This is a genomic window from Streptomyces sp. NPDC088810 (assembly GCF_044750305.1).
In the GTDB taxonomy this organism is placed as follows: domain Bacteria; phylum Actinomycetota; class Actinomycetes; order Streptomycetales; family Streptomycetaceae; genus Streptomyces.
Map to the genome: position 1 here is coordinate 72142 of NZ_JBIVJQ010000012.1, position 25498 is coordinate 97639.

The following is a 25498-nucleotide window of genomic DNA, read 5'->3' on the forward strand; positions in this document are numbered from 1 at the left end:
TGCCGTGCTCTCTCCCGTGCCGGAAATCGATCTCCGACCCAGCATCGCACGGGGGACCGGACTAGCGGCCCTCGGCCAGGGTGGCGGCCACCAGCGCGTTCGCGTGCCCGTGGCCGAGCCCGTGCTCGGACTTGAGCCAGGCGACGAGTTCCCTGTGCTTCGTCAGCGGCGAGGAGCGGATCAGCTCCTGCCACTCGCCGACGGGGCGGCCGTACGTCTTCTCGATCGACGGGAAGTAGCTCGCCGGGCCCTTCACGGTCGTCTCGGTCATGCCGGGTGTCCCTCCGCGTCGTGTTTCCTGATCACCGGAGAAGACCGCCGGTCGGGTGCGGAATGATCGGCGGCCTCTCGGTGATCTGCGTCACGTCACGGCTGGTCGACGCCCGTGCCCTCCACCCGGGCCCGTACCTGTTCCGGTGTCAGGTAGGAGTCGGTGTACTCGAAGTCCTTCAGCCGGGCGGGCTTGCGGGCCTGGAAGCCGGTGCGCACGAAGTCGTCGCCGGCGACCGCGTTCAGCAGCCAGTTGGTCATCACCCGGGTCTTGGCGACGTTGGTGCGCAGCGCCGACCAGTGGTAGCCGCGGGCCACCGCCTGCGCGGGCACCCCGCGCAGCTCGACGCCCAGCGGCTTGGACACCGCGTCCTTGCCGCCGAGGTCGACGACGAGCCCCAGGTCCTTGTGCACGTACGGCTGCAACGGCTGACCCCGCAGTGCCGCGATGACGTTGTCGCCGACCTTCCTGCCCTGCCGCATGGCGTGCTGCGCGGTGGGCGGGCAGACCGCGCCCTCCTGGCCCTTGGCCAGGTCCGGCACGGCCGCCGAGTCGCCGAGCGCGAACACCCCGTCGTGGCCCGGCAGGCACATCTCCGCGGTGACCGCCAGCCGGCCCTTGACCGTCTCGGCGCCGAGCGTGGCGATGAGCGGGCTGGCGACCACACCGGCCGTCCAGATCAGGGTGTGCGTGGGCACCACCCGGCCGTCGGTGAAGGTGACCTCCTCCGGACCGGCCTTGTCGATGGAGACGCCCAGCGAGACCTCGATGCCGCGGCGCTTGAGGATCTCCTGCGCGCTGCGGCCGAGCTTGTCGCCCAGCTCCGGCATGAGCTTCGGCGCGATGTCGATCAGGTGCCACTTGATCAGGCCCGGGTCCAGCCGCGGATAGCGCTGCACGGCCGCGTGCGTCAGCCGCTGCAGGCAGGCCGCGGTCTCGGTGCCCGCGTAGCCGCCGCCGACCACCACGAACTGCAGCCGCGCGGCCCGCTCGACCGGGTCGTCGCTGGCGTCCGCCAGGTCGAGCTGGGAGATGACGTGGTCGCGGATGTAGGCGGCCTCGGCGAGGGTCTTCATCCCGAAGGCGTGCTCGGTCAGGCCCGGGATGTCGAAGGTGCGGGTCACACTGCCCGGCGCCAGCACGATGTAGTCGTAGGGCTCGTTGACGATCTTGTCGGTGATGGTGCGGACGACGCACACCTTCGCCTTCAGGTCCACGCCGATCGCACCGCCCGGGATGATCCGGGTGCGGTACTTCTTGCTGCGGCGCAGCGACAGGGCGATCGACTGCGGCGTGAGCACGCCGGAGGCGACCTGGGGCAGCAGCGGCAGATAGAGCTGATAGGCGAACGGCGTCACCAGCGTGACGTCGGCCTCGTCCGGGGCGAGTTTCCGCTCCAGGCGGCGGACGCACTCGACTCCGGCGAAGCCTGCGCCAACCACCAGGATCCTGGGTCGTGTCACGGTGTCCATCCCTTTCTGCGGCTCCAGGCGGTCCGACTCGAACGCTGTTCGCATGCCCTGGATCGCTGTGCCGACTCCGATACCACCGTGCCTCCAGCCGTTCCGCCAGCTGGTACGGCAGGCAGACGAACGCGTGGGGACCAGCATGCCCCCACTGGAAGGCGGAGTAACCGGCTGGCGCACACCTACACGTCGAACATCTTCACCAGGGCAGGAACGCGTGGATGTCCTTGCCCCGCTCGTGTACGACGACACTGACCTGGGTGCACAGCGTGTGCACCAGATGCCAGCCGATGCCGCCACCGCCGGTACGGGGGTGGAACGGCCGCGGCTCCGGCCTCGTCGTACTCGTGTCGCCCATCGTCACGTGCACCCCGTCGAACGTTCGGCGCATCCGCAGATCGAACGGGCCGGGTGCGTACTGGACCGCGTTCGCGGCCAGTTCGGTGACGACCAGCAGGATGTCGTCCCAGTACTCGTGCGCGCCCGGCGGTGCCTCCCGGGCGAGCGCGCGGAGGAAATCCTCCGCGGCGAGCCGCGCACCCGTGACATTGCGCAGCTCACCCGGGAAGGAGAACGTACGCTCGTACTTCTCCTCCGAGGGTGGAGTGTCGTCCCAGCGCGGCTCCGTCACCATCTCGCATTCCCCGGTCCCGGCCGGGCAGGGGCCGGGCTCGGTCCCCGCCACCAGGACGGTCGTCGTTGCTGATCTCTTGCTGCGCTGCGGGTTCCCCCAGCCGCGCAGGCTATCCGTCTCCCCTCGGACCGGCCGTCCGTACGGTGCGCCTCCTCAGCGGAAGACATCGTCCGGTTCGTCCCACTCGGCCGGCTCCGGCGGACCCGGCCGCGACCGGGAACGCGCCTGGTACATCGCCTCGATCTCGGCCGCGTAGTGCCGTACGACGGCGTCCCGGCGCAGCTTCAGGGACGGGGTGAGCAGCCCGTTGTCCGGTGCGAACGGTTCCTGCAGGACACGGTAGACCCTGATGGACTCAGCGCGGGACACCGCACTGTTGGCGGAGGCCACGGCCCGCGCGATCTCCTCCCGCAGCGCGTTCTCCTCGCGGGTCTCCCGGCCCGCGCTGTCGCCCTGGAGCGCGAGGGCGGCCCGCCAGTGCGCGAGGAACTCCGGGTCCAGGGTGATCAGCGCGCCCACGCACGGCCGGTCGTCGCCGATCACCACGGCCTGGTGGACCAGGGGATGCATCCGCAGCCGCTGCTCCAGCGGGGCCGGCGCCACGCTCTTGCCACCGCTGGTGACGATGATGTCCTTCTTGCGCCCGGTGATCGTCAGATAGCCCTCGCCGTCCAGCCGCCCGATGTCCCCGGTGGCCAGCCAGCCGCCGCGCAGCGCGGCCCGGGTCGCCTGTTCGTCGCTGATGTACCCCTGGAACACCGACGGCCCGCGCACCAGGATCTCCCCGTCGTCGGCCACCTGGATCTCGGTGCCCGGCAGCGGCCGGCCCACGGTCCCGGACTTCTCCCGGCCCAGCGGCTGCATGGTGATCCCGCCGGCGGACTCGGTGAGCCCGTAGCCGTCGTGCACGAACACGCCGATGCCCTCGAAGAACAGGCACAGTTCGCGGTTGAGCGCGGACCCGCCGGAGGTGCCGCGCACCACCCGGCCGCCGAGCGCGGCCCGCAGCCTGCGGTACACCGTCCGCTCGTACAGGGCGTGTTGCAGCCTCAGTTCCAGACCGGGACCCGGTCCGGTGCCCAGCCGACGGCGTTCCTCGGCCGCGGCGAACTCCCGCGCGGTCTGCGCGGCCCGCTCGAACAGGGCGCCCCGGCCCGTCTGTTGGGCGGTGCGCAGGAAGGTCTTGTAGAGCTTCTCGAACACCGACGGCACGCCGTACAGGTACGTCGGCCGGAACGTGGTCAGGGCCGAGGCCAGCGCCGGACCGGTCAGCTCCGGCTCGTGCGCCATCAGCACCCCGCCGCGCACGCACATCAGCATGATCATGATGCCGTAGACGTGCGAGAACGGCAGGAAGGCCAGCACGGACGGCTGCTCGCCCGGAGGGGCGGCCGTGTGCGCCCAGCCGGCCAGGAGGGTGTCGCACGGGTAGGCCAGGTTCCGGTGGCTGAGGGCGCAGCCCATCGGGCGGCCCGAGGTGCCGGAGGTGTAGACGATGGCCGCCGTGGAGTCCGGCAGCACGATCCGGCGCAGCGACTCCACGGTGGTGTACGGCACGACCGCGCCCCGCTCCACGAGGTCGGCCAGGGCCCCCGCGTCCAGCTGCCAGACGTGCCGCAGCCGTGGCAGCCGGGTGCACACGGTGCCGACGGTCATGACACCCTGCTCGTCCTCCACGACCACGGCCACACAGCCGGCGTCCCGGAGCATCCACTCGACCTGGTCGCGTGCGGAGGCCGGGTGGATCGGCACCACCTCGGCGCCCACGGCCCACAGCGCGTGCGCCAGCACCGTCCACTCGGAGCGGGTGCGGGCCATCAGGGCCACCCGGTGGCCGGGCGAGATCCCGGCGGCGATCAGGCCCTTGGCCAGATCCACCACCTCGTCCCGCAGCTCGACCGCCGTCACCTCCTCCCATCCGGTCGCGGGCGGCCCGGCGCGGCGCGCCAGCACCGGCAGCGTCGGATCGAGGTCCGCCCGCTCGAAGACGCTGTCGGCGAGGCCGCCGGTGAGCGGCCGGGTAACGGCTGGAGCGAGGGCGACGTCCCGCATGCGCTGCTCCTGGTGTACGGAGGGTCACTCCGCCGAACGGCTCGGTGTCGGCGGTGCTCGAATGTAGCCCAGGTACGCGCGTTCGGTGACGGGAACGAGGAATCGTGATCGGCTGATGATGTGGGCGTGTACGGGGGACTCGGGAGGCATGAGTCATGTGAACCCTGATCCGGAGCCCGAACGCAGCACCGGGCTGGAGCCCGGCGGCGGTGTCCCGCCCGGCGAGACACCGCCCGCCGAGAGCAGCATGCCCGAGGCCGGGCCCCGGGAGACGCACAACCCGACGAAGGGCTGGGCGAAGGCCCCACTGGCGCTGATCCTCGGCCTCGTGGTCCTGATCGCCGCGTTCTTCCTGGTCTACGCCCTGATCCTGATCCTTTGAGCAGCCGGTACCGGAACGCTCAGGCCTGCGTGCGCCGCACGCACTCGGTGACGACGTCCCGCAGGCTGCCGGTGCGCTCGAGCAGCCCGCGCTGCTCGCGCGCGCCGTTGCCCGTCCGCAGCAGTTCCCCGACGGCCCGCTCGGCCCGCTCCGCGTCGCCGCTGGCGGTGAGCGCGTCCCCGGTGTACTCCAGCAGGGAGCGCAGTACCAGCGGGGCGGGCCGGGGCCGCAGGGTGACCGGGTCGAGGAGGTCCTCCTCGAGGCCGTACCGCGCGGCCTGCCAGTCGGCCAGCCGCAGCAGGCTCACGCCGGGGTCGGGTGCGGGCCGGCCGGCCCGCCACTCCCGCGCGGTCGTCTCCACGAGGGCCCGGACGAGCGTCGCGATCAGTACGGCGGTCTCCGCGCCCAGGCACACGTCGGCGACCCGGACCTCCACCGTCGGGTAGCGGGCCGACAGCCGCGCGTCGAAGTAGGCCATGGCCTCGTCCAGGATGACCCCGGTGGACACCATCTCGGCCACGCGCCGGTGGTACTCCTCGGCGGAGCCGAACGGCTCGGTCGGCCCGGCCGACGGCCACCGGTTCCACACCCGGCTGCGGTAGCTGGCGTACCCGGTGTTCCGGCCGTGCCAGAACGGGGAGTTCGCGCTCACCGCCCGCAGCACCGGCAGCCACGGGCGGAGCCGGTCGAGGACCGCGACACCCTCCTCGTCGGACTCCACCGAAACATGCACATGACAGCCGCAGACCAGTTGCTCCCAGGTGGGGATCCCGAACCGCTCGGCCAGCCACTGGTACCGCTCGCTCACGCTCAGGGCGGGGCTGACCGGCAGCGGGGAGGTGGCCAGCGCGGCGACCCCGCAGCCGATCTGCCCGGCGTGCCGGGCCGCCTCCTTGCGGCAGCGGACGATCTCGTCGCCGAGGGCCGCCATGTCCGACTGCGGATGCGTGGCGAACTCCAGCATCTGCCCGAACAGCTCTTTCTCGAACACGTCCTGCCCGGGATCGTCCTGGGCGGCATGGGCGAGGACAGCCGCCGCCAGCGCCTTCGGGTCTCCGGTGTCCGGATCGACCAGAAGGAGTTCCTCCTCCACTCCGACGGTGCGCACCTGGTGCCGCCCTTCTGTCCGTGCCGCGAGGGGCAGTCGTGGGTCTGTACGACCCACGACTGCCCCCCGGACGGCCCCCGACACCTGCGGCTTTCAGCGCACCGGCACCATCCAGACAGTGGCGAGCGGCGGAAGGGTGAGCCTCAGGAACCCGTCCTCGGGCCCGGCCGGACCGCCGGCGCCGACGCCGCTGCCGCCGTAGCGGACGTCGTCGGTGTTCAGCGCCTCCTGCCAGGCCGGGATCCCGTCCGGGACCCACAGGCGGTAGTCCTGCCGGACGACGGGGGAGAAGTTCGACACGGCCAGCAGCGGGCCGCCGTCTGCGGCGAACCGCAGGAACGCCAGGACGTTGTCCTCCGCCGCGTCGCACAGCACCCACCGGAAGCCGCCCGGGTCGGTGTCCCGCTGCCACAGCGCCGGTGTGGCCCGGTACACCGTGTTCAGATCGCGCACCAGGTCCTGCACGCCCCGGTGGTCGCCGGCGGAGTGGTAGTCGTCGCTGAGCAGCCACCACTCCGGGCCGTGCTCATGGGACCACTCCGCCCCCTGCGCGAACTCCTGCCCCATGAACAACAGTTGTTTGCCCGGGTGGGCCCACATGAAGCCGAGGTACGCCCGGTGGTTGGCGCGCCGCTGCCACCAGTCGCCCGGCATCTTCGACACCAGCGCCTGCTTGCCGTGCACCACCTCGTCGTGGGAGATCGGCAGGACGTAGTTCTCGCTGTAGGCGTACACCATCGAGAACGTCATCTCGTTGTGGTGGTACTTGCGGTGCACCGGCTCCTTCTGGATGTACTCCAGCGAGTCGTGCATCCAGCCCATGTTCCACTTCAGCCCGAACCCGAGCCCGCCGCCGTCCGTCGGCCGGGTCACCCCGTCCCACGCGGTGGACTCCTCGGCGATGGTCACCACGCCCGGGCAGCGCCGGTAGACGGTGGCGTTCATCTCCTGCAGGAAGGCCACCGCGTCCAGGTCCTCCCGGCCGCCGAACACGTTCGGCTCCCACTGCCCGGAGTCCCGCGAGTAGTCCAGGTAGAGCATGGAGGCGACGGCGTCCACGCGCAGCCCGTCGATGTGGAACTCCTCGCACCAGTACACCGCGTTGGCGACGAGGAAGTTGCGCACCTCGGTGCGGCCGTAGTCGAACTCGTACGTCCCCCAGTCCGGATGCTCCGCCCGCAGGGCGTTCCCGGGCTCGTACAGCGGGTCCCCGTCGAACCGGGCCAGCGCCCAGTCGTCCTTCGGGAAGTGCGCCGGCACCCAGTCCATGATCACCCCGAGGCCCGCCCGGTGGCAGGCGTCCACGAAGTACCGGAAGTCGTCCGGGGACCCCAGCCGGGGCGTCGGCGCGTAGTACGACGTGACCTGGTACCCCCACGAGCCGCTGAACGGGTACCCGGCCACCGGCATCAGCTCCACGTGCGTGAAGCCCATCTGCCGGACGTAGGCCGGAAGCTCCTCCGCGAGCTGCCGGTACGACAGCCCCGGCCGCCACGACGGCAGGTGCACCTCGTACACCGAGAACGGCGCCTGGTGCACCGGGGTGTCACCGCGGTGCGCCATCCACTCCGCGTCGCCCCACTCGTACCGCGAGGCCGTCACCACGGACGCGGTGTCCGGCGGCACCTCCGTGCAGCGCGCCATCGGGTCCGCCTTCAGGAACCGGTGGCCGTACCGGGAAGTGATCTCGAACTTGTACCGGGTGCCCTCGCCGATCCCGGGCAGGAACAGCTCCCACACCCCGGACGCGCCGAGCGAGCGCATCGGGTACTGAGTGCCGTCCCAGTACGTGAAGTCCCCGGCCACCCGCACCCCCTGGGCGTTGGGCGCCCACACGGTGAAACGGGTGCCGGCCACGCCCTCGTGGAGCATCGGCTCGGCCCCGAGCGCACGCCACAGCTGCTCGTGCCGGCCCTCCCGGATCAGGTGCAGGTCCAGCTCGCCGAGGGCGGGCAGGAAGCGGTACGGATCGTGCACCTCCTGCTCGCCGTCGTCGTACGCCACCAGCAGGGTGTACGCCGGGACCTCGGCGCAGGGCAGGACGGCGGCGAACAGACCGTCGCCCTCCGACCGCAGCGCGGTGCGCTTGCCGTCGATCACGACGCTCACCGCCCGGGCGTTCGGGCGCAGCGCCCGGAACAGCGTGCCGCCCGGCACCGGGTGGGCGCCCAGCAGGGCGTGCGGATCGTGGTGCGCGCCGGCCAGCAGCCGGCCGCGGTCGGCGGGGTCCAGGCCGGCGGCCGCGGCCGGCCTCGGGCCCGCGGCCTCGGGACGCGTGGTGCGCAGTGCCATGGGTCAGCCTCCCCACACGGCGAGCCGCTTGATCGCCGCCATCGGTACCGGCAGCCAGTCCGGCCGGTGTCTCGCCTCGTACAGCACCTCGTAGACCGCCCTGTCCGTCTCGTGCGCGCGCAGCAGCGCGTGCTTCTTGCGTGGATCCCAGCCGGCGCGGGCCGCGTAGCCCGCGCAGAACGCCTCCCGGCAGCGGCGCGCCCACTCGGGTCGCCAGGGGCGGCGCTGCCGGGCCGCGTAGTCGAAGGAGCGCAGCATCCCGGCGACGTCCCGCACCGGGGACTGCGGGGCGCGCCGCTCGGCGAGCGGCCGGGACGGCTCGCCCTCGAAGTCGATGACGAACCAGTCGCGGCCCGCCCGCAGCACCTGACCGAGGTGCAGGTCACCGTGGATGCGCTGGGCCGGCGGTCCGGTGTCGCACGTGGCGAGCGCCCCGAACGCGGCCTTCAGGCCGGGCACGAAGGGCTGCAGCCCGGGCACGGCGTGCGCGGCGGCGTCCAGCCGCGCGCACATCGCCTCGGCCGTACGGCCGTTCTCGCCCGGCCCGGCCGGCGGGAAGGCCTCGGCCAGCGCCAGGTGCACCTCCGCCATGGCCCCGCCCAGCGCGCGGGCCTCGGCGGTGAAGTCGTCGCCCGCGGCGAGCGCGCGCAGCGCCAGCGTCCAGCCGTCGGTGGCGTCCGGCAGGAACGGCTGGAGCACACCGAGGGTGGCGGGGCGGGACCCGGTGGTGGTGAACCAGGCCACCGGCGCGGGCACCCGGGTGCAGCCCTGCGCGGCCAGCGCCGCCGGCACCTCCAGGTCCGGGTTGACGCCCGGCTGGATCCGGCGGAAGAGCTTCAGGATGTACGCGTCGCCGTACACGATCGACGAGTTGGACTGCTCGGCGTCCAGCAGCCGCGGCGGCAGCCCGCCGGGCACCAGGACCGCCGGGTCCGCCTCGAACCGCAGCGGACCCGCCGCGCCGGGCTGCCGCAGCCGCTCCAGCAGCAGGTGCGCCGAGCGCGGGTCGTGCAGCGCGTCGTACACCGCGAGCCCGGCCATGGGGCCGTCCTCGGCGCGCCCGATGAACGCCTGCTCCAGCCGCGGGGCGAGGCGCGGGCGCAGACCCAGCAGCAGCTGGTAGCAGTCCCCGGGCGGGGGAGTGCCGCCGGGGTTGGGCACCGGCACGTGCGAGGCGTGCACCAGCAGGTGCAGACACCCCGGGAACAGCTCGGTCACGGACAGCACCGTCAGATCGGTGACGGGCCGGTCCTTGCCCGCGAACCAGCGTTGCCTCGGCAACCACTCGCGCAGCAGCACGCCGAGCGAGACCAGGGGGCCGTCTGTGCCGACGGCGGTTCTCGGTCGGGGAGTGATGGTCTTCGGCATGGTGACGCGTCCTTTCCTCGGCGCCGTCGGATCAGCGGCGGCGGCCGATGCGGGATGCGACTCGGGTGAGCCGGAACCAGTAGAAGCCGTGGCCTTGCAGGGTGAGCAGGTAGGGCAGTTCACCGATCGCGGGGAAGCGCACACCGCCGATCAGCTCGACCGGGTGCCGGCCGTCGTAGGCCCGCAGGTCGAGTTCTGTGGGCTGGGCGAAGCGGGAGAAGTTGTTCACGCACAGCACGAGGTCGTCGCCGTACTCGCGCAGGAAGGCCAGGACCGCGGGGTTGGAGGACTGCAGTTCCGTGAACGAGCCGAGACCGAAGGCGGGATTCTGCTTGCGGATCTCGATCATGCGGCGGGTCCAGTGCAGCAGGCTGGACGGGGAGGACATGGAGGCTTCCACGTTGGTGACCTGGTAGCCGTAGACCGGGTCCATGATCGTGGGCAGGTACAGGCGTCCCGGGTCGCACGTCGAGAAGCCGGCGTTGCGGTCGGGTGTCCACTGCATGGGGGTGCGGACGGCGTCGCGGTCGCCGAGCCAGATGTTGTCGCCCATGCCGATCTCGTCGCCGTAGTAGAGGATCGGCGAGCCGGGCAGGGACAGCAGCAGGGCCGTGAACAGCTCGATCTGGTTGCGGTCGTTGTCGAGCAGGGGTGCCAGGCGCCGCCGGATGCCGATGTTGGCGCGCATCCGTGGGTCCTTGGCGTATTCGGCCCACATGTAGTCGCGTTCCTCGTCGGTGACCATTTCGAGGGTCAGCTCGTCGTGGTTGCGCAGGAAGATGCCCCACTGGCAGCCGGACGGGATCGCGGGGGTCTTGGCGAGGATCTCGGAGACCGGGTAGCGGGATTCCCGCCGTACGGCCATGAAGATGCGCGGCATGACCGGGAAGTGGAACGCCATGTGGCACTCGTCGCCGCCGACCCCGAAGTCACCGAAGTAGTCGACGACGTCCTCGGGCCACTGGTTGGCCTCCGCCAGCAGCACGGTGTCCGGGTACATCGCGTCGATCTCGCGGCGGACCCGCTTCAGGAAGGTGTGGGTGGCGGGCAGATTCTCGCAGTTGGTGCCCTCCTCGGCGTAGAGGTAGGGGACCGCGTCCAGGCGGTAGCCGTCGATGCCCAGGTCCAGCCAGAACCGCAGGGCGGCCAGGATCTCCTCCTGGACGGCCGGGTTCTCGTAGTTGAGGTCGGGCTGGTGCGAGAAGAAGCGGTGGAAGTAGTACTGGCCGCGGACCGGGTCGAAGGTCCAGTTGGAGGACTCGGTGTCGACGAAGATGATCCGCGCGTCCTCGTACTGTTTGTCGTCGTCGGCCCACATGTAGTAGTCCCCGTACGGGCCGTCGGGGTTCTGGCGGGATTCCTGGAACCACGGGTGCTGGTCGCTGGTGTGGTTCACGACGAAGTCGATGATCACACGCATGCCGCGCTGGTGGGCGGCGTCCACGAACTCCACGAAGTCGGCGAGGTCACCGAACTCCGGGAGCACGGCGGTGTAGTCGGAGACGTCGTAACCGCCGTCCCTGAGCGGCGACTGGAAGAAGGGGGGCAGCCAGAGGCAGTCCACGCCGAGCCACTGCAGGTAGTCGAGCTTGGCGGTCAGGCCCTTCAGGTCGCCGATGCCGTCGCCGTTGCTGTCCTGGAAGGAGCGGACCAGGACCTCGTAGAAGACGGCGCGTTTGAACCACTCCGGGTCCCGGTCCTTGGCGGGAGTGTCCTCGAAGGTGTCCAGTACGGGGTCGTTGACGGTCATGACGCTGCGGGCCCTCCGATCTGGGGCGTCGATCGCCCGAAGTGGAGCACGTGCGCCGGCGCCCGGCCGGGCGTGAGACGCACGTAGTTGGTCCTGCCCCAGTGGTACGTCTCGCCCGTCAGTTCGTCGTGCACGGGCAGGGCGGCGTGCCAGTCCAGGCCGAGTTGCGGCATGTCCAACGAGACCGTTGCCTCCTGGGTGTGGTGCGGGTCGAGGTTGACGACCACGACGACCGTGTCCGAACCGGTGCTCTTGCTGTAGGCGAGCACGGCATCGTTGTCGGTCGGATGAAAGCGGAGGTTCCGCAGGCGCTGTAGCGCCGGGTGCTGCCGTCGGATGGTGTTGAGCAGGGTGACGAGCGGCGCGATGGACCGTCCCTCGCGCTCGGCGGCCGCCCAGTCGCGCGGCCTGAGCTGGTACTTCTCCGAGTCCAGGTACTCCTCGCCGCCTTCTCGCAGCGGGGAGTTCTCGCACAGCTCGTAACCGGAGTAGATGCCCCACGTGGGGGAGAGGGTGGCGGCGAGCACGGCACGCACCTCGAACGCGGGCCGCCCGCCGTGCTGGAGGTAGGCGGGCAGGATGTCGGGGGTGTTGGCGAAGAAGTTCGGCCGCATGTAGGCCGCCGCCTCACCCGACAGCTCCGTCAGGTACTCGGTCAGCTCCTGCTTGCTGTTGCGCCAGGTGAAGTACGTGTACGACTGCTGAAAACCGATCTGCGCCAGCGTGTGCATCATCGCCGGCCGCGTGAACGCCTCCGCCAGGAAGATCACGTCGGGGTCCTTGCGGTTGACCTCGGCGATGACCCGCTCCCAGAAGACGACCGGCTTGGTGTGCGGGTTGTCTACGCGGAAGATGCGGACGCCGTGGCTCATCCAGTGCCGCAGCACGCGAACCGTTTCCGCGACCAGGCCGTCCATGTCGGCGTCGAACGCGACGGGGTAGATGTCCTGGTACTTCTTCGGCGGGTTCTCGGCGTAGGCGATCGTCCCGTCGGGGCGGTGCCGGAACCAGTCCGGATGCTTGTGCACCCACGGATGGTCGGGGGAGCACTGCAACGCGAAGTCCAGCGCGATCTCCAGACCCAGTTTCTCCGCCTCGGCGACGAAGAAGTCGAAGTCCTCGATCGTGCCGAGGTCGGGGTGGACGGCGTCGTGGCCGCCTTCCGGGGAGCCGATCGCCCAGGGCACGCCGACGTCGTCCGGGCCGGCGGTGAGGGTGTTGTTGGGGCCCTTGCGGAAGGTCGTGCCGATGGGATGGATCGGCGGCAGGTACACCACGTCGAAGCCCATGTCCGCGATCGGCTTGAGCCGGCGCGCGGCCGTACGGAACGTGCCGTGCGGCTGCTCGGCCGTGCCCTCCGACCGCGGGAAGAACTCGTACCAGGATCCGTACAGGGCCCTTTCCCGCTCCACCAGCAGCGGCATCGGATCCGACGCGGTGACCAGCTCCCGCAGCGGATGACGGGCCAGCAGCGCCTCCACCTCCGGCGACAGGGCGGCCTTCAGCCGGTCGTGCACCGACAGGGAGTCGTCGCCCAGGGCGTGCGCGGCGGCCAGGACCAGCTGGCGCTCCGGCCCCTTGGGCACGCCGGCGGCGGCCCGCTCGTACAACTCGGCGCCCTCCTCCAGCACCAGACCGGTGTCGATCCCGGCGGGCACCTTCACGGACGCGGTGTGCCGCCACGTCGCGAGCGGATGGCTCCACGCCTCCACCCGGAAGGTCCAGCGGCCGGTCGAGTCGGGGGTCACCTCGGCACCCCAGCGGTCGCTGCCCGGGGACAGCTCCCGCATCGGTGTCCAGGGGCCGCGGCGGCCCTTGGGATCGCGCAGGACCACGTTCGCGCCGACGGCGTCATGCCCTTCGCGGAACACGGTGGCCGTGACCTCGAAAGTCTCCCCGGCCACCGCTTTCGCCGGGCGCCTGCCGCACTCCACGGCCGGCCGGACGTCGCGTACCGGTACACGGCCGATGGCCGGGGTCCTGCGCATGTATCTCACCTCCGCCGTGCGCGAAGCCGGGCGCCCGGCCCGGCTGCGCGATCCAAGAATCGGGCCGGCGTGTGCCGGTCCCGAGAGGAACGCCTTGTACGGTGCCAGGTCAGGGGCTTGGCGCCGTGGAACGCCGCTCCGGTGGCGGCGCTCTTCTGGCCGCCCGACGCGGCTGCGGCCGTCCGTCCTGCTCGCGCAGGTAGGTGACCAGGTTCGTGCGGAGATAGCGTTCGGCGGCGTCCGCGGCCTCGCGGGCGCAGCGTTTGCCCATCAGCACGCACAGCGTGTAACCCGAGTCCTCGAAGGTGGCCCGGACCGTGCGGTCGTGGGGCGAGGCGAGCATGACGCGCTCCCACGCCCGGTAACGCCGCAACTGCCGGGCCACTTCGGCCTTGGCGGGTAGCAGCATGGCCCTCATTCACCTTCCACGCTCTCGACTGGGCGCGTTCCCGACGGTCGGGTGGTGTCCGCGCAGGGGAGGGCGCGGCACCGTTACGGCGATCGAGGCTTTCACTTATGGTGCACGTGCCACGACGCAGCGTCTTGTTGGAGCTTCAACCAGTGTGATGAGGGTGGCTCCTGTTGCACGAATGGCGTAGTGGCCGCACCGTGGAGGTGACTCAGAAGCGATCAACGCTCACGCTAGGTGTCCGGGATCCCTCCCGGACGGGCGAGGGGAGCGAGAGCTTCGCCGGTGAGGAGCAAGCGACGATGAAGACCGCAGTGCCCTGCTACTACCACCTCGACGTGGAAGTCAGCCCGGAACGGGTGGGACAGGTCAGCCGCATCCTGGCCGCCCATCTCCGCTACTGGGACCTCGAGAACCTCGTGGACCCCGTCTGCCGCGGCGCCGAACTGCTGCTGCGGGCGATCGACGCGCACGCGAAGGACAAGCACACCTCCATCGAGATGTGGTGGAACGGCCAGCACCTCATCACCGCCTTCGGCGACGACGACCCGGATCTGCGCCCGGACACGGACCTGCGGTCCTGTCTGGCGGACATCGCCGCCATGAGCGACGGCTGGGGCTGCTGCGCCTCGGACACCGGTAGCAAGATCATCTGGTTCTCGCAGCGCGCCCGGGCCGGCCAGCGCGTCCCGCTGGTGCCCATCGCCCCCGACCCCGCTCTGCGGGAAGGGCTCCGGGTGCCGCGCGAGGAGGCCGTGGCCGTACTGGCCGCGCCGGCGCCCGCCGCCGACGACGCCCTGGAGGGCCGCCGGTGACCGCCCGCACGTCCCGCAAAGGGGTGCCCGTGTGGAGCGGGCACCCCTACCCGTTGGGTGCCGCGTTCGACGGACAGGGCACCAACTTCGCCCTTTTCAGCGAGGTCGCCGAGCGCGTCGAGCTGATCCTGGCCGACGACGCCGGCACCCTGACCCCCGTCCGGCTGCACGAGGTCGACGGCTTCGTGTGGCACGCCTACCTGCCCGGCATCGGCCCCGGCCAGCGCTACGGCTACCGGGTACACGGCCCCTGGCAGCCGGCGCTCGGCCACCGCTGCAACCCGGCCAAGCTGCTGCTCGACCCCTACGCCCGGGCCGTGGACGGCCAGATCGACAACCACGCCTCGCTGTACGAACGCGCCCCGGACGGGCCGGCCCCGGCCGACAGCGCCGGGCACTCCATGCTGGGCGTGGTCACCGACCCGTTCTTCGACTGGGGCGACGACCGCCCGCCCCGGACGCCGTACGCGGACTCGGTGATCTACGAGGCCCACGTCCGCGGTCTGACCGTGACCCACCCGGACGTCCCGGAGCGGCTGCGCGGCACCTACGCGGGCCTCGCGCACCCCGCCGTGATCGAGCACCTCACCTCACTCGGCGTCACCGCCGTCGAGCTGATGCCGGTGCACCAGTTCGTCCAGGACGGCGTGCTCCAGGACCGCGGCCTGTCCAACTACTGGGGCTACAACACCATCGGCTTCTTCGCCCCGCACAACGCCTACGCCGCCTTCGGCACCCGCGGCCAGCAGGTCAACGAGTTCAAGGCCATGGTGAAGGCGCTGCACGCGGCCGGCCTCGAAGTCATCCTCGACGTGGTCTACAACCACACCGCCGAGGGCAACGAGCTGGGCCCCACCCTGTCCTTCCGGGGCATCGACAACGCCTCCTACTACCGCCTGGTCGACGGCGACTGGGCGCACTACTACGACACCACCGGCACCGGCAACAGCCTGCTGATGCGGCACCCGTACGTGCTGCAGCTGATCATGGACTCGCTGCGGTACTGGGTCACCGAGATGCACGTCGACGGCTTCCGCTTCGACCTCGCGGCCACCCTGGCCCGGCAGTTCCACGAGGTGGACCGGCTCTCGGCCTTCTTCGACCTGATCCAGCAGGACCCGGTGATCAGCCGGGTCAAGCTGATCGCCGAGCCCTGGGACGTGGGGGAGGGCGGCTACCAGGTCGGCAACTTCCCGCCGCTGTGGTCGGAGTGGAACGGCAAGTACCGCGACGCCGTACGGGACTTCTGGCGGGCCGAGCCCGGCTCGCTCGGCGAGTTCGCCTCCCGGCTCACCGGTTCCTCCGACATCTACCAGCACAGCCGGCGCCGGCCGCGCGCGAGCGTCAACTTCGTCACCGCGCACGACGGGTTCACGCTGCGCGACCTCGTGTCGTACAACGACAAGCACAACGAGGCCAACGGCGAGGACAACCGGGACGGCGAGAGCCACAACCGGTCCTGGAACTGCGGGGTCGAGGGCGAGACCGACGACCCGGCCGTCCTCGAACTCCGCGCCCGCCAGCAGCGCAACCTGCTGGCCACGCTGCTGCTCTCACAGGGCATCCCGATGCTGTGCCACGGCGACGAACTCGGCCGCAGCCAGCGCGGCAACAACAACGCCTACTGCCAGGACAACGAGATCTCCTGGGTGGACTGGGACCTCAGCGACGGGCAGCGCAGCCTCGCCGAGTTCACCCGGCACCTGATCGCGCTGCGCGCCGCGCACCCGGTGCTGCGCCGGCGGCGGTTCTTCCGCGGCGAGACCGTGACCAACGCCGAGCAGCCGCTGCCCGACCTGATGTGGCTCAGGCCCGACGCCCGCGAGATGACCGACCGGGACTGGCAGCGCGGCGACGCGCACTCGGTCGGCGTGTTCCTCAACGGCGACGCCATCGCCGAACGCGACCCCTACGGCCGCCGCATGGTCGACGACTCGTTCCTGCTGCTCGTCAACGGCTACTGGGAGCCGGTCGTCTTCCGCCTGCCCGACGGCTCCTTCGGCGAACGCTGGACCACCCTGATCGACACCGCCGACCCCGACGGCATCCCCGACGAACGCGAACACAAGGCGGGGACCAGGCTCCGGGTGGAGGCACGCAGCCTGGTCCTGCTGTCACGTCCATCGCGTGCCGGTAACTGACCCGCTCGGCCGGCGGAGCCGCGACCAACTGCTCCGCCGGCTCAGCGGGCGCCCCGTGACGTCACCGTGAACTGGGCCCCGTCGGCGTCCCGGAGGATCGCCTCGGTCTCGTCCTCGCGCAGGACGCTCCCGCCGTGCTTCTCCGCCGCGCGGGCGCAGCCGGCCACGTCGGCCACCGAGAAGTGGATCTGCCAGTGCGGCCGCACCGAGGGGTCCGGAGCCGCCTCCACCGCGCCCGAGTCGATACGCGCCACGATGTCACCGCGGCTGCGCAGCACCACCTCGCCACCCTCGTACTGGACCTCGCAGCAGCCCGGCAGCCCGCTCGCCCAGTCCAGGATCTCGCCGTAGAAGATCGCGGCGTCGAACGCGTCCCGGGTGTGCAGCCGGACGAAGGTCGGCGCCGCCTGCCGCCAGGCCTCCCAGTTGGTGACCAGCTCGCCCTGCCAGATCCCGAAGGTGGCCCCGTCCCGGTCGGCGAGCAGGGCCGCCCGGCCCGGCGGGAAGGACAGCGGTCCGACCGCCGCGGTACCGCCCCGCTCCCGGACGCGGGACACGGCCACGTCCGCGTCGGGCACGGCGAAGTAGGGCGTCCAGGCCACCGCCATCTGCCACATGGAGGCGACGGCGGCGATCCCCGCCACCGGGACCCCGTTGGCCAGCGCGATGCGGAAGTGTTCGCCGAGCTTGGCGCCGCGCCAGCGCCAGCCCAGGACGGCGGCGTAGAAGTCCTGGGTGGCCTGGAGGTCGCGGCTGGTCAGACTCACCCAGCACGGCGCGCCGAAGACGGAGTGGGTGGAGATGACTTCTTTTCTGCGCGGTCCGGCGTCGGCGGGGGTGTCGTGGTTCATGGCAGTCGCGTCCTGCTCTCGGGGCCGGGCGGCCACCGGTATGGCACCAGTGTCCAACCGGAACGGGGTGGAATGCCTCCCGTGTACCCCGGGTGGCGGGTGTCCAGGCCCCTGCGCAGGATGGAGGGATGGGAGAGAGCGAGCCGGACCGGGTGGCCGCGCTGCAAGCGGAGGTCCACCAGCTGAAGGAGGCCATGGCCTCGCACGCGGTCGTGGACCAGGCGATCGGGATGATGGTGGCCCTCGGCCGGATCACCCCCGACCAGGGATGGCAGGTGCTGAAGGACGTCTCCCAGCACACCAACATCAAGCTGCGCAACATCGCGGAGCTGATCCTGATCTGGGGGCGGCGCGGCGACATCCCGCCCGACATACGCGCCGCGCTGGAGGACGCGCTGGACCGGTACGGCCCCACCCAGGTACCGGGCTCCGACGAGAAGTAGCCTTCAGCGGGCCCGGATCTCCGCGAGCAGTTCCTCGCGCAGCCGGTCGAAGCAGCCACTGAGCAGCCGGGAGACGTGCATCTGCGAGATACCGAGCTGCTGGGCGATCCGGCTCTGTGTCATCCCGCCGAAGAATCGCAGGTAGAGGATGGTGCGTTCGCGTTCCGGCAGCGCCGCGAGGCACGGCTTGACCGCGGCCCGGTCCACGACGAGGTCGTACCCCGGATCCGGTCCGCCCAGCGAGTCACCGAGGGCGTAGCCGTCCGTGCCGGCCACCTCGGCGTCCAGGGACAGCGCGGAGAAGCACTCCAGTGCCTCCATGCCGGTGCGCACCTCGTCCTCGCTCAGCCGGGTGTACGCGGCGATCTCAGCGACGGTGGGTGCCCGGCCCGGCGTGGTCTGCGCCAGCTCCTTCGTGGCGGTACGGACCCGGTTGCGCAGGTCCTGCACCCGGCGCGGCACGTGCAGGGTCCACATGTGGTCCCGGAAGTGGCGCTTGATCTCGCCGGTGATGGTGGGCACGGCGTACGCCTCGAAGGCACGGCCGCGCTCGGGGTCGTAGTGGTCGACGGCCTTGACCAGGCCCAGGGCGGCCACCTGGTACAGGTCCTCCAGGGCTTCGCCACGGCCGCGGAACCGTACGGCGATCCGCTCGGCCATCGGCAGCCACAGCCGGACCAGCTCGTCCTTGAGTGCCTGGCGCTCGGGGCCGTCGGGCAGTCCGGCGAGGCGCTCGAAGGCGCCTGCCGTGTCCGGGGCGTCGTCGTGGGGATGGGGCTTCGTGCTGCCGGTGACACGCATCGGGCGCACCTCTCTCAGCAGGTGCTGGGTGGACAGACACCGTGGGAGGTGCGGTGCGCTCGGACCATGGATAGGACACCGGGGCGCCGGCATGTGCCGCCTCCCACGGACGTGCCTCCTGTCCGAAGCACTGTTCTGCCCTTTCCCGCTGGCGGAGATCTCGAAACAAACAAGGGCAAACCGGATGTCGATTCGGGGCACTCTTGACCGCCTCTTGGGAGGCGGTACCTCTGTTCCAGAGACAATTTCCCCAGGTGCAGCCGCCTGGCCGCCTCCGAGACGCCGACGCCGGGGCCCCCGAGCTCTCTGCGGCTCGGAGTCGTCCTCGGCGCCGAAGCCCCGGGGGCCGTCGGCAGTGCGCACGCCTCATGTGACGCCGTCGTCTGTGACCGGCTTGCCTACTCCTTCGGGGACACCCGGGCCGTGGACGGGCTGGATCTGGCGGTTCGGGAAGGGGCGCTCGGATACGTCCCGCAGCAGCTGTCCGCCGACCGCGGGCTCACCCGCCGGGAGAAACGTCGCCCTGGCCTCGCCGCCGTCGGCCTGGCCGACGCCGCGGACCGGCTGGCCGTTACCTGCTCCGGCGGCATGGTCCGCCGCTTGGACCTCGCCGAGGCCTGGTCAGCGTGCCCCGGCTGCTGATCCTGTACGACCATCGGCCCGTACGCGCCGCCACCGGCATGACCGTCCTGGTCACCACGCACTGCATGGACGAGGCCGCCCAGTACTGCGACCGGGTCGGCCTGATGCACCGCGGCCGTGTCCGCGCCCTCGGCACCCCGGCCGCGCTGCACCGGGGCCTCGCCGAGCGGCAGGGCACCGACCGGCTGTCCACGCTGGAGGACGTCTCCCGGGACGTGGCCGGCAGTGCCTCGACGACCGCTCCGGAGGAGGTTTCCGCGATGGACCGAGCTGTACACCCGCGCGGTCCAGCCCGCCCTGTGGCTCATCTTCGGCCAGACCTTCACCCGGATACGGGCGATACCCACGGGCGGGGTCCCGTACCCAGATCATCTGGGTGCGGGACGGGCATCCTGAACAAGCTGCTCGTCACCCCGACCCCCGCGGGCCGGTCCTCGCTCCGTGTTCTTCTCCTGCCCGTCGATGACCATCGCCGGCATCGTGCTCAGCCGCGACCGGCCGGGCCGGCTGCAGGCCGTCAGCAAGGTCAATCCGCTCAGTTACCAAGTCGACGCCCTGCGCGGTTTGCTGCCCGGCACGCCCGCGCATCTCGCCGCCGACTTCTGGGTTCCGGCGGTGGCCGCCGCCCTCGGTGTCACGGCGGCCTCCGCGCTGCTCGGCCGGCTGGCCCGCTGATCTTGCCGCGGACGTGATGTGCCACACGCACCCGCGACCGGCCGGAAGGCGCCGCGAACGAGTTCTTCCTGCGCAGCGCTTGATCACTGATCAAACCCGGTGAATTCCCTGGCCACAGCGCATTCTGCTCATTTGACAGTGCACTCAGCACACAGATAGACAGCAGCTCTCGAAGGTCGAGAGGGGCACTGTGTACGAGCCGAACGTGGTCGGGGACTGGCAGGAGTACGAGGAGCATGCCGGTCTGCGGGTCCGCGTCCACCGCCTGGAGGCAGCCGAGCCGCCGCGCGGACGGGACGACGCCGCGGCCGGACTGACGTACTTCAGTGTCCGGGTGACCGTCGAGAACCGCGGCGCGCGCCACTACGGCATCCACCTGGAGGACGGTCAGATCGACGTCCGGGTCGGCCCGGACGGCGAGGGCGCCTTCATCGACTGGCGCAACTCCCAGTTCATCGAGGGCTTCGACGTCTACCCGCTGCGCCGGGCCACCGCGGTCCTCTACGCCGCCGCGCCCGAGGCCGCCCTCACCCATGTGGACGTACAGGTGCAGCTGCGGGTGGACGACGAGTGGACCGACCGCCGGCTGTGGGCGGGAGGCATCGGCGCCCTGGATCCCACCGCGACGGCCGCGCCCGCGGGCACCGGGCAGAACAGCCTGGCCCACCAGGTCAGCGTCTTCCTGAGGGACCAGGCGGAGCCCGGCTCCGCCTGACCCGCGCGGGCGGCGCCCGCCGTACGACGCCTCAGTGCGGGATGCCGTCGATGATCTCGCGCGCGCCCTGCCGGAGCAGCGCCACCGCGACCGACGTGCCGAGCGTGGCCGGGTCCAGCCGGCCGGCCCACTCGTGGGCGTTCAGCCGGGTCTTGCCGTCCGGAGTGAACACACAGGCCCGCAGGGAGAGTTCACCGCTGCGGTCCACGCGCGCGTACCCGGCGATGGGGCTGTTGCAGTGGCCCTGCAGGACATGCAGGAACATCCGCTCGGCCGTTGCCTCCCGGTGGGTCGCCGGGTCGCCGAGGCCGCTGACCGCGTCGATCAGTTCGGTGTCGTCCTCCCGGCACTGCAGGGCGAGGATGCCCGCGCCGATCGGCGGCATCATCGTCTCCTGGGACAGCACCTCGCTGATCACGTCCGTCCGGCCGATGCGCTCCAGGCCGGACACCGCCAGCAGCAGCGCGTCCGCCTCGCCGGCGGCCAGCTTCTCCAGCCGGCGGTTGGCGTTGCCGCGGAACGGCACGCACTCCAGATGCGGGTGGGTGGCGGCCAGTTGGGCGATCCGGCGCACCGAAGAGGTGCCGATCCGGGTGCCGGCCGGCAGCTCGTCCAGGGTGAGGCCGCCCGGGTGCACCAGCGCGTCCCGGATGTCGTCCCGCTTCAGGAACGCGGCGAACACCGTCCCGGCCGGCAGCGGCCGGTCGGCGGGCACGTCCTTGACGCAGTGCACCGCGAGATCCGCCTCCCCGGCCAGCAGGGCGGCGTCGACCTCCTTGGTGAACGCCCCCTTGCCCTCGACCTGGGACAGATCGCCGAGCCACTTGTCGCCGGTGGTCTTCACAGGGACGACCTCGGTGCGTACGCCCGGGTGCAGTACCGCCAACTCGGCGCGGACCCGCTCCACTTGGGCCAGGGCCATGGGTGAGTCACGGGAGACGATTCGGATCAGTTCGGGAACCGGCATGCGCACACGATAGACCCCCGCGCCTCATCCCACGTCCTCGGGCAGGTCCGCCGCCGACTCCTCCGGGGTGAGGTCCGGACGCAGCCGCAGCCAGGACGGCTGGCGCAGCATCCCGTGCCGGGTCCGGGTGCTGTAACCGACCTCGCCCACCAGCCGGGGCAGCACCCAGCGGGCGCCCGGCACGCGCGGCACCGGCTCGAAGGGGCACCGATCGCTCGCCGTGTCCCGCAGCAGTTCCGCCAGTTGCACGCGCTCGGCCTCGCTCCAGCCGGTGCCCACCCCGCCGACGTACCGCAGCCGGCCGCCGGGGTCGCGCTGGCCGACCAGCACCGCGCCGGGCAGTCCGCTCAGCCGCCCCTTGCCGGGCAGCCAGCCGCCGACGATCACGTCCTCGGCCCGCGTGTTCCGGATCTTGATCCAGGCGCGGGAGCGCACCCCGGGCTCGTACACCGAGTCCAGCCGCTTGCACACCAGGCCCTCCAGGCCGTGCTCCCGGGTGGCGTGCAGCGCCTCGGCGCCGTGCCCGGTCACGGCGGCCGGCGTCGACCAGTACGGCCCGGCCAGCCCCAGCTCCTCCAGCCGCGCCCGCCGTCGCGCGTACGGCAGTCGTACCAGCGGTTCCTCCAGGTACGGCACGTCGAACAGCACCAGGTGCACCGGCACCTGGGCGGCCCGGCGCGCCGCCCGCGCGGGAGCGTGCGCCAGGCCCATCCGGCTCTGCAGCAGCTGGAAGTCGGCCCGCCCCCGCTCGTCCAGGGCCAGCACCTCGCCGTCCAGGACGGCGGGTGCGGTGCCCAGCGCCCCGCCGAGCGGCCGGAGTTCGGGGTAGGCCGCGGTGATGTCCTCGCCCGAGCGGGCGCGCAGCAGCACAGTGCCGTCGCCGGGCAGATAGACCATCACCCGCTGTCCGTCCTGCTTGGTCTCGTACGCCCACCGCGCGTCCTGGGCGGCCGGCGGCAGCGTTCCGGGGGTGGCGAGCATCGGCGGGATGAGCGGCAGGGTCACGGCGGTCACGGCAGAAGGTCTCGACCGGGCCCGGTGCCCTCACGCTCCTTTCCGCGCGGGTTCCCCTGAACGGGCCCGCCGCACGGCGCCGTACCCCACCGTCCGCACGGCCGGGTCGGGTACGGCACACCGCGCAGGCGCCGGGACCCGCCCAGCCGACCGTTCGGCCGACGGCTCGGTGGCCACCGTCGGTACCGCTCGCCGGACGGTGAACCGCTGAGCCCGGGTCGGCGCTGCCGGGCGGCGGCCTTGCCGCCGGATGGTTCGGCTGTGGATCCTGCGGACCCGTGCCGAGCGGGAGCGTGCGCCGGCCGAGGGCGCGGAGGGCCGAGCCCCGGGTGGCGGGCCGAGTGAGGCCTGTCCTCAGGGCGTGCGGGGTGTTCTGACCCAGCCCAGCGACCGTTCGACGGCACGCTGCCAGTTCTCGTACTCCGCTTCCCGCCGCTCGGGGTCCATGGCGGGCAGCCACTGCGCGGCCCGGTGCCAGTTGCGGCGCAGCACCGCCAGGCCGGGCCAGTAGCCGGCGGCCAGCCCGGCCGCGTAGGCAGCGCCGAGGGAGACGGTCTCGGCGACCATGGGCCGCACCACCGGCACGTCGAGCACGTCGGCCACGAACTGCATGAGCAGGTTGTCCGCGGTCATGCCCCCGTCCACCTTGAGCTGCTGGAGGGAGACGGCGGAGTCGGCGTTCATGGCGTCGACGACCTCCCGGGTCTGCCAGCCGGTGGCCTCCAGGACCGCACGCGCCAGGTGCCCCTTGGTGATGTACGAGGTGAGGCCGACGATCACCCCGCGCGCGTCGCTGCGCCAGCGGGGTGCGAACAGACCCGAGAAGGCGGGGACGATGTAGCAGCCGCCGTTGTCCTCCACCGTCCGCGCGAGGGTCTCGATCTCCGGGGCGCTGCTGATCAGGCCCAGGCGGTCCCGGAACCACTGGACGAGGGCGCCGGTGATGGCGATCGACCCTTCCAGGGCGTAGACCGGCGGCTGGTCCCCGATCTGGTAGGCGACGGTCGTGAGCAGGCCGTGCCGGGACCGCACGGGGTCGGCGCCGGTGTTGAGCAGCAGGAAGCTGCCGGTGCCGTAGGTGCACTTGGCCTCGCCCGGGGAGAAGCAGGTCTGGCCGAAGAGGGCGGCCTGCTGGTCGCCGAGGGCGGCGGTGATGCAGACGCCCGGCAGCAGCGAGCGGGCCTCGCCGTACGGCTCGGCGGACGACCTGATCTCGGGCAGCATCGAGCGGGGCACACCGAAGAAGTCCAGCAGCTCGTCGTCCCAGGCGAGCGTGCGGATGTTCATCAGCATCGTGCGGCTGGCGTTGGTGGCGTCGGTGATGTGCAGACCGCCGTCGGTGCCCCCGGTGAGATTCCAGATCAGCCAGCTCTCCATCGTCCCGAACAGCACCTCGCCGTCCCGGGCGCGCTGCTCGATCCCCTTGAGGTGGTCGAAAAGCCACCGGATCCGCAGCGCCGAGAAGTAGGTCGAGGGCGGCAGCGCGCACCGGTCGAGGAAGAACTCCTCGCCGGGGTGCTGTCTCAGCTCCTCCACGAGCGGCGCCGTACGGGTGTCCTGCCAGACGATCGCCCGGCCCAGCGGGGTGCCGGTCCGCCGGTCCCACAGCACCGTCGTCTCGCGCTGGTTGGCCAGACCGATGGCGGCGACCTGCTCCTGCCCGACACCGGCCTCGGAGAGGGCCTCGGGTACGACGCGCCGCAGGTTCTGCCAGATCTCGACGACGTCGTGCTCGACCCATCCCGGCCGGGGGAAGTGCTGCTGGTGTTCCTTCTGCGCGACCGAGACCAGCCGCCCACGGTGGTCGAAGAGGATGCAGCGGGTCGAGTTGGTGCCCTGGTCGATGGACATCACGTACCGTTCGGCCATGATCGGGTCTGCCTTCCGACGGATCGAGGGCGGCTGTCCTGGGCTACCAGCGGGCGGCTCCCAGGTCTCTGGAGATCGCCCGCGCGGCCTCGCGGATCAGGGAGATCAGAGGGGGGCGGGGGTGGCCCTGGCTGTCGCAGATCCGCTCGACCGGACCGGACAGTCCGATGGCGCCGACGACCAGGCCGCCGTGCCCCCGGATCGGCGCGGCGAGCCCGGCCTCGCCCATGCTCATCTCCTGGATCTCGGCGGCCCAGCCGACTTCCCTGACCTCGGTGAGCGCCCGGGCGAGCCGCTCGGGGTCGGCCAGGGTGTGCCGGGTGTAGGCCTCCAGCCCCGGCTCCCGCTCCGGCTCGACGGTCGCGGTCCCGAACGCGAGCAGGACCTTGCCGAGCGAGGAGGCGTGCAGGGGGAGCAGCGCGCCCACGTCCAGCGTCTGGAACGTGTCGTCCGGCCGGAACACGTGGTGGACGATGAGCACCTGGCCCTCCAGCGGGGTGCCCAGGCGCACCGCCTCGCCGCTGCGGGCGGCCAGCGCGTCCGCCCAGTTCAGGGAGCGCGAGCGCAGCTCGTTGACGTCCAGGTAGCTGGTGCCGAGGTGCAGCAGGGCGGCGCCGAGCTGGTACTTCCCGGTGGCCGCGTCCTGCTCTACGAAGTCCACGTGCTGGAGCGTGCGCAGAATGCCGTGGGCGGTGCCCTTCGCCAGGCCGAGCGACGCCGCCACCTCGCCGAGACCTAGTCGGCGGGGGCCACCGGCGAGCAGGCGCAGAATCGCCGCCGCCCGTTCGATCGACTGGACTGGGCCGGCCATGAGCCGAGCCTATTACCGCCGCGGACGCTTCGCC

At 71.7% G+C, this 25498-nt stretch carries 22 protein-coding genes and 1 pseudogene; 7 read left to right on the forward strand and 16 right to left on the reverse strand.

Features of this window, described 5'->3' with window-relative positions; all coding sequences use genetic code 11:
* Positions 1-61 precede the first annotated feature (61 nt).
* The 4 genes from ACIP4Y_RS31075 to ACIP4Y_RS31090 form a co-directional block, all read right to left on the reverse strand.
* Entirely contained in the window at positions 62-271 is a 210-nt protein-coding gene (locus tag ACIP4Y_RS31075; RefSeq protein ID WP_401398976.1) for a DUF4287 domain-containing protein, read from the reverse strand.
* A gap of 95 nt (positions 272-366) precedes the next feature.
* Positions 367-1743 (reverse strand): NAD(P)/FAD-dependent oxidoreductase, encoded by a 1377-nt coding sequence (locus tag ACIP4Y_RS31080; RefSeq protein WP_401399202.1) that lies wholly within the window; start codon positions 1741-1743, stop codon positions 367-369.
* Between the two features lie 193 nt (positions 1744-1936).
* Entirely contained in the window at positions 1937-2371 is a 435-nt protein-coding gene (locus tag ACIP4Y_RS31085) for an ATP-binding protein (protein ID WP_358648127.1), read from the reverse strand.
* Between the two features lie 153 nt (positions 2372-2524).
* Complete coding sequence (locus ACIP4Y_RS31090) at positions 2525-4423, reverse strand: AMP-dependent synthetase/ligase (RefSeq protein ID WP_401398977.1); 1899 nt, start codon at positions 4421-4423, stop codon at positions 2525-2527.
* A 148-nt stretch (positions 4424-4571) separates the two neighbouring features.
* On the opposite strand from ACIP4Y_RS31090, the gene ACIP4Y_RS31095 reads away from it, so the two are divergent.
* Positions 4572-4805: a DUF6480 family protein gene (locus ACIP4Y_RS31095; RefSeq protein ID WP_358648129.1), complete on the forward strand. Its 234-nt coding sequence runs from the start codon at positions 4572-4574 to the stop codon at positions 4803-4805.
* 19 nt (positions 4806-4824) lie between these two features.
* On the opposite strand, the gene ACIP4Y_RS31100 is transcribed toward ACIP4Y_RS31095, so the two are convergent.
* The 6 genes from ACIP4Y_RS31100 to ACIP4Y_RS31125 form a co-directional block, all read right to left on the reverse strand.
* On the reverse strand, positions 4825-5913 hold the full coding sequence (locus ACIP4Y_RS31100) for a glutamate--cysteine ligase (RefSeq protein ID WP_401398978.1): 1089 nt from the start codon (positions 5911-5913) through the stop codon (positions 4825-4827).
* Between the two features lie 93 nt (positions 5914-6006).
* The gene (gene glgB / locus ACIP4Y_RS31105; RefSeq protein ID WP_401398979.1) at positions 6007-8205 is read right to left on the reverse strand and encodes a 1,4-alpha-glucan branching enzyme; all 2199 of its coding nucleotides are present in this window, start codon (positions 8203-8205) and stop codon (positions 6007-6009) included.
* A 3-nt stretch (positions 8206-8208) separates the two neighbouring features.
* Positions 8209-9573, reverse strand: coding sequence for a maltokinase (locus tag ACIP4Y_RS31110; RefSeq protein WP_401398980.1), 1365 nt, complete (start codon positions 9571-9573; stop codon positions 8209-8211).
* A 31-nt stretch (positions 9574-9604) separates the two neighbouring features.
* The gene (gene treS / locus ACIP4Y_RS31115; RefSeq protein ID WP_401398981.1) at positions 9605-11323 is read right to left on the reverse strand and encodes a maltose alpha-D-glucosyltransferase; all 1719 of its coding nucleotides are present in this window, start codon (positions 11321-11323) and stop codon (positions 9605-9607) included.
* Positions 11320-13311 carry an alpha-1,4-glucan--maltose-1-phosphate maltosyltransferase gene (locus ACIP4Y_RS31120; RefSeq protein ID WP_401398982.1) on the reverse strand — a complete coding sequence of 664 codons (1992 nt, stop codon included), beginning with the start codon at positions 13309-13311 and terminating at the stop codon, positions 11320-11322. Before ACIP4Y_RS31120 ends, treS begins: the two co-directional genes overlap by 4 nt.
* A 109-nt stretch (positions 13312-13420) precedes the next feature.
* Positions 13421-13720: a DUF5133 domain-containing protein gene (locus ACIP4Y_RS31125; RefSeq protein ID WP_030641557.1), complete on the reverse strand. Its 300-nt coding sequence runs from the start codon at positions 13718-13720 to the stop codon at positions 13421-13423.
* A gap of 302 nt (positions 13721-14022) precedes the next feature.
* On the opposite strand from ACIP4Y_RS31125, the gene ACIP4Y_RS31130 reads away from it, so the two are divergent.
* Positions 14023-14535: a pep a2 gene (locus ACIP4Y_RS31130; protein WP_401398983.1), complete on the forward strand. Its 513-nt coding sequence runs from the start codon at positions 14023-14025 to the stop codon at positions 14533-14535.
* Entirely contained in the window at positions 14532-16676 is a 2145-nt protein-coding gene (gene glgX / locus ACIP4Y_RS31135; RefSeq protein ID WP_401398984.1) for a glycogen debranching protein GlgX, read from the forward strand. The genes ACIP4Y_RS31130 and glgX overlap by 4 nt, the downstream gene beginning before the upstream one ends.
* Before the next feature lie 41 nt (positions 16677-16717).
* Here the strand turns inward: glgX and ACIP4Y_RS31140 are convergent, their stop codons facing one another.
* Positions 16718-17527, reverse strand: a complete 810-nt coding sequence (locus tag ACIP4Y_RS31140) for a VOC family protein (RefSeq protein ID WP_401398985.1) — start codon at positions 17525-17527, stop codon at positions 16718-16720.
* 128 nt (positions 17528-17655) lie between these two features.
* Here ACIP4Y_RS31140 and ACIP4Y_RS31145 point away from each other — a divergent pair, with 128 nt between their 5' ends.
* The gene (locus ACIP4Y_RS31145; RefSeq protein WP_358638995.1) at positions 17656-17970 is read left to right on the forward strand and encodes an ANTAR domain-containing protein; all 315 of its coding nucleotides are present in this window, start codon (positions 17656-17658) and stop codon (positions 17968-17970) included.
* 3 nt (positions 17971-17973) lie between these two features.
* Here ACIP4Y_RS31145 and ACIP4Y_RS31150 read toward each other — a convergent pair whose 3' ends face one another.
* Positions 17974-18771: an RNA polymerase sigma factor SigF gene (locus tag ACIP4Y_RS31150; RefSeq protein WP_401398986.1), complete on the reverse strand. Its 798-nt coding sequence runs from the start codon at positions 18769-18771 to the stop codon at positions 17974-17976.
* A gap of 423 nt (positions 18772-19194) precedes the next feature.
* Between ACIP4Y_RS31150 and ACIP4Y_RS31155 the strand changes: the two are divergent.
* The 3 genes and pseudogenes from ACIP4Y_RS31155 to ACIP4Y_RS31165 form a co-directional block, all read left to right on the forward strand.
* Positions 19195-19675 (forward strand): annotated as a pseudogene (locus ACIP4Y_RS31155) (ABC transporter ATP-binding protein); the annotation flags it as partial.
* A 200-nt stretch (positions 19676-19875) separates the two neighbouring features.
* Positions 19876-20088, forward strand: coding sequence for a hypothetical protein (locus ACIP4Y_RS31160; protein WP_401398987.1), 213 nt, complete (start codon positions 19876-19878; stop codon positions 20086-20088).
* A 190-nt stretch (positions 20089-20278) separates the two neighbouring features.
* Positions 20279-20803, forward strand: coding sequence for a hypothetical protein (locus ACIP4Y_RS31165; RefSeq protein ID WP_401398988.1), 525 nt, complete (start codon positions 20279-20281; stop codon positions 20801-20803).
* Between the two features lie 31 nt (positions 20804-20834).
* Here the strand turns inward: ACIP4Y_RS31165 and hemC are convergent, their stop codons facing one another.
* The 4 genes from hemC to ACIP4Y_RS31185 form a co-directional block, all read right to left on the reverse strand.
* The gene (gene hemC, locus ACIP4Y_RS31170) at positions 20835-21776 is read right to left on the reverse strand and encodes a hydroxymethylbilane synthase (protein WP_401398989.1); all 942 of its coding nucleotides are present in this window, start codon (positions 21774-21776) and stop codon (positions 20835-20837) included.
* 18 nt (positions 21777-21794) lie between these two features.
* Positions 21795-22775: an ATP-dependent DNA ligase gene (locus tag ACIP4Y_RS31175; protein WP_401399204.1), complete on the reverse strand. Its 981-nt coding sequence runs from the start codon at positions 22773-22775 to the stop codon at positions 21795-21797.
* A gap of 363 nt (positions 22776-23138) precedes the next feature.
* Positions 23139-24653 carry a glycerol kinase GlpK gene (gene glpK / locus ACIP4Y_RS31180; protein WP_401398990.1) on the reverse strand — a complete coding sequence of 505 codons (1515 nt, stop codon included), beginning with the start codon at positions 24651-24653 and terminating at the stop codon, positions 23139-23141.
* 43 nt (positions 24654-24696) lie between these two features.
* Positions 24697-25464 carry an IclR family transcriptional regulator gene (locus ACIP4Y_RS31185; protein WP_401398991.1) on the reverse strand — a complete coding sequence of 256 codons (768 nt, stop codon included), beginning with the start codon at positions 25462-25464 and terminating at the stop codon, positions 24697-24699.
* Positions 25465-25498 lie beyond the last annotated feature (34 nt).

Bases quoted from the DNA above. Each gene is read 5' to 3' on its own strand.
- ACIP4Y_RS31110 (WP_401398980.1), bottom strand. From the start codon at position 9,573: ATGCCGAAGACCATCACTCCCCGACCGAGAACCGCCGTCGGCACAGAC.
- ACIP4Y_RS31120 (WP_401398982.1), bottom strand. From the start codon at position 13,311: ATGCGCAGGACCCCGGCCATCGGCCGTGTACCGGTACGCGACGTCCGG.
- glpK (WP_401398990.1), bottom strand. From the start codon at position 24,653: ATGGCCGAACGGTACGTGATGTCCATCGACCAGGGCACCAACTCGACC.
- ACIP4Y_RS31140 (WP_401398985.1), bottom strand. From the start codon at position 17,527: ATGAACCACGACACCCCCGCCGACGCCGGACCGCGCAGAAAAGAAGTC.
- glgB (WP_401398979.1), bottom strand. From the start codon at position 8,205: ATGGCACTGCGCACCACGCGTCCCGAGGCCGCGGGCCCGAGGCCGGCC.
- ACIP4Y_RS31150 (WP_401398986.1), bottom strand. From the start codon at position 18,771: ATGCGTGTCACCGGCAGCACGAAGCCCCATCCCCACGACGACGCCCCG.
- ACIP4Y_RS31075 (WP_401398976.1), bottom strand. From the start codon at position 271: ATGACCGAGACGACCGTGAAGGGCCCGGCGAGCTACTTCCCGTCGATC.
- ACIP4Y_RS31095 (WP_358648129.1), top strand. From the start codon at position 4,572: ATGAGTCATGTGAACCCTGATCCGGAGCCCGAACGCAGCACCGGGCTG.
- ACIP4Y_RS31090 (WP_401398977.1), bottom strand. From the start codon at position 4,423: ATGCGGGACGTCGCCCTCGCTCCAGCCGTTACCCGGCCGCTCACCGGC.
- ACIP4Y_RS31185 (WP_401398991.1), bottom strand. From the start codon at position 25,464: ATGGCCGGCCCAGTCCAGTCGATCGAACGGGCGGCGGCGATTCTGCGC.
- ACIP4Y_RS31160 (WP_401398987.1), top strand. From the start codon at position 19,876: ATGACCATCGCCGGCATCGTGCTCAGCCGCGACCGGCCGGGCCGGCTG.
- ACIP4Y_RS31145 (WP_358638995.1), top strand. From the start codon at position 17,656: ATGGGAGAGAGCGAGCCGGACCGGGTGGCCGCGCTGCAAGCGGAGGTC.
- ACIP4Y_RS31130 (WP_401398983.1), top strand. From the start codon at position 14,023: ATGAAGACCGCAGTGCCCTGCTACTACCACCTCGACGTGGAAGTCAGC.
- ACIP4Y_RS31080 (WP_401399202.1), bottom strand. From the start codon at position 1,743: ATGGACACCGTGACACGACCCAGGATCCTGGTGGTTGGCGCAGGCTTC.
- treS (WP_401398981.1), bottom strand. From the start codon at position 11,323: ATGACCGTCAACGACCCCGTACTGGACACCTTCGAGGACACTCCCGCC.
- ACIP4Y_RS31125 (WP_030641557.1), bottom strand. From the start codon at position 13,720: ATGCTGCTACCCGCCAAGGCCGAAGTGGCCCGGCAGTTGCGGCGTTAC.
- ACIP4Y_RS31085 (WP_358648127.1), bottom strand. From the start codon at position 2,371: ATGGTGACGGAGCCGCGCTGGGACGACACTCCACCCTCGGAGGAGAAG.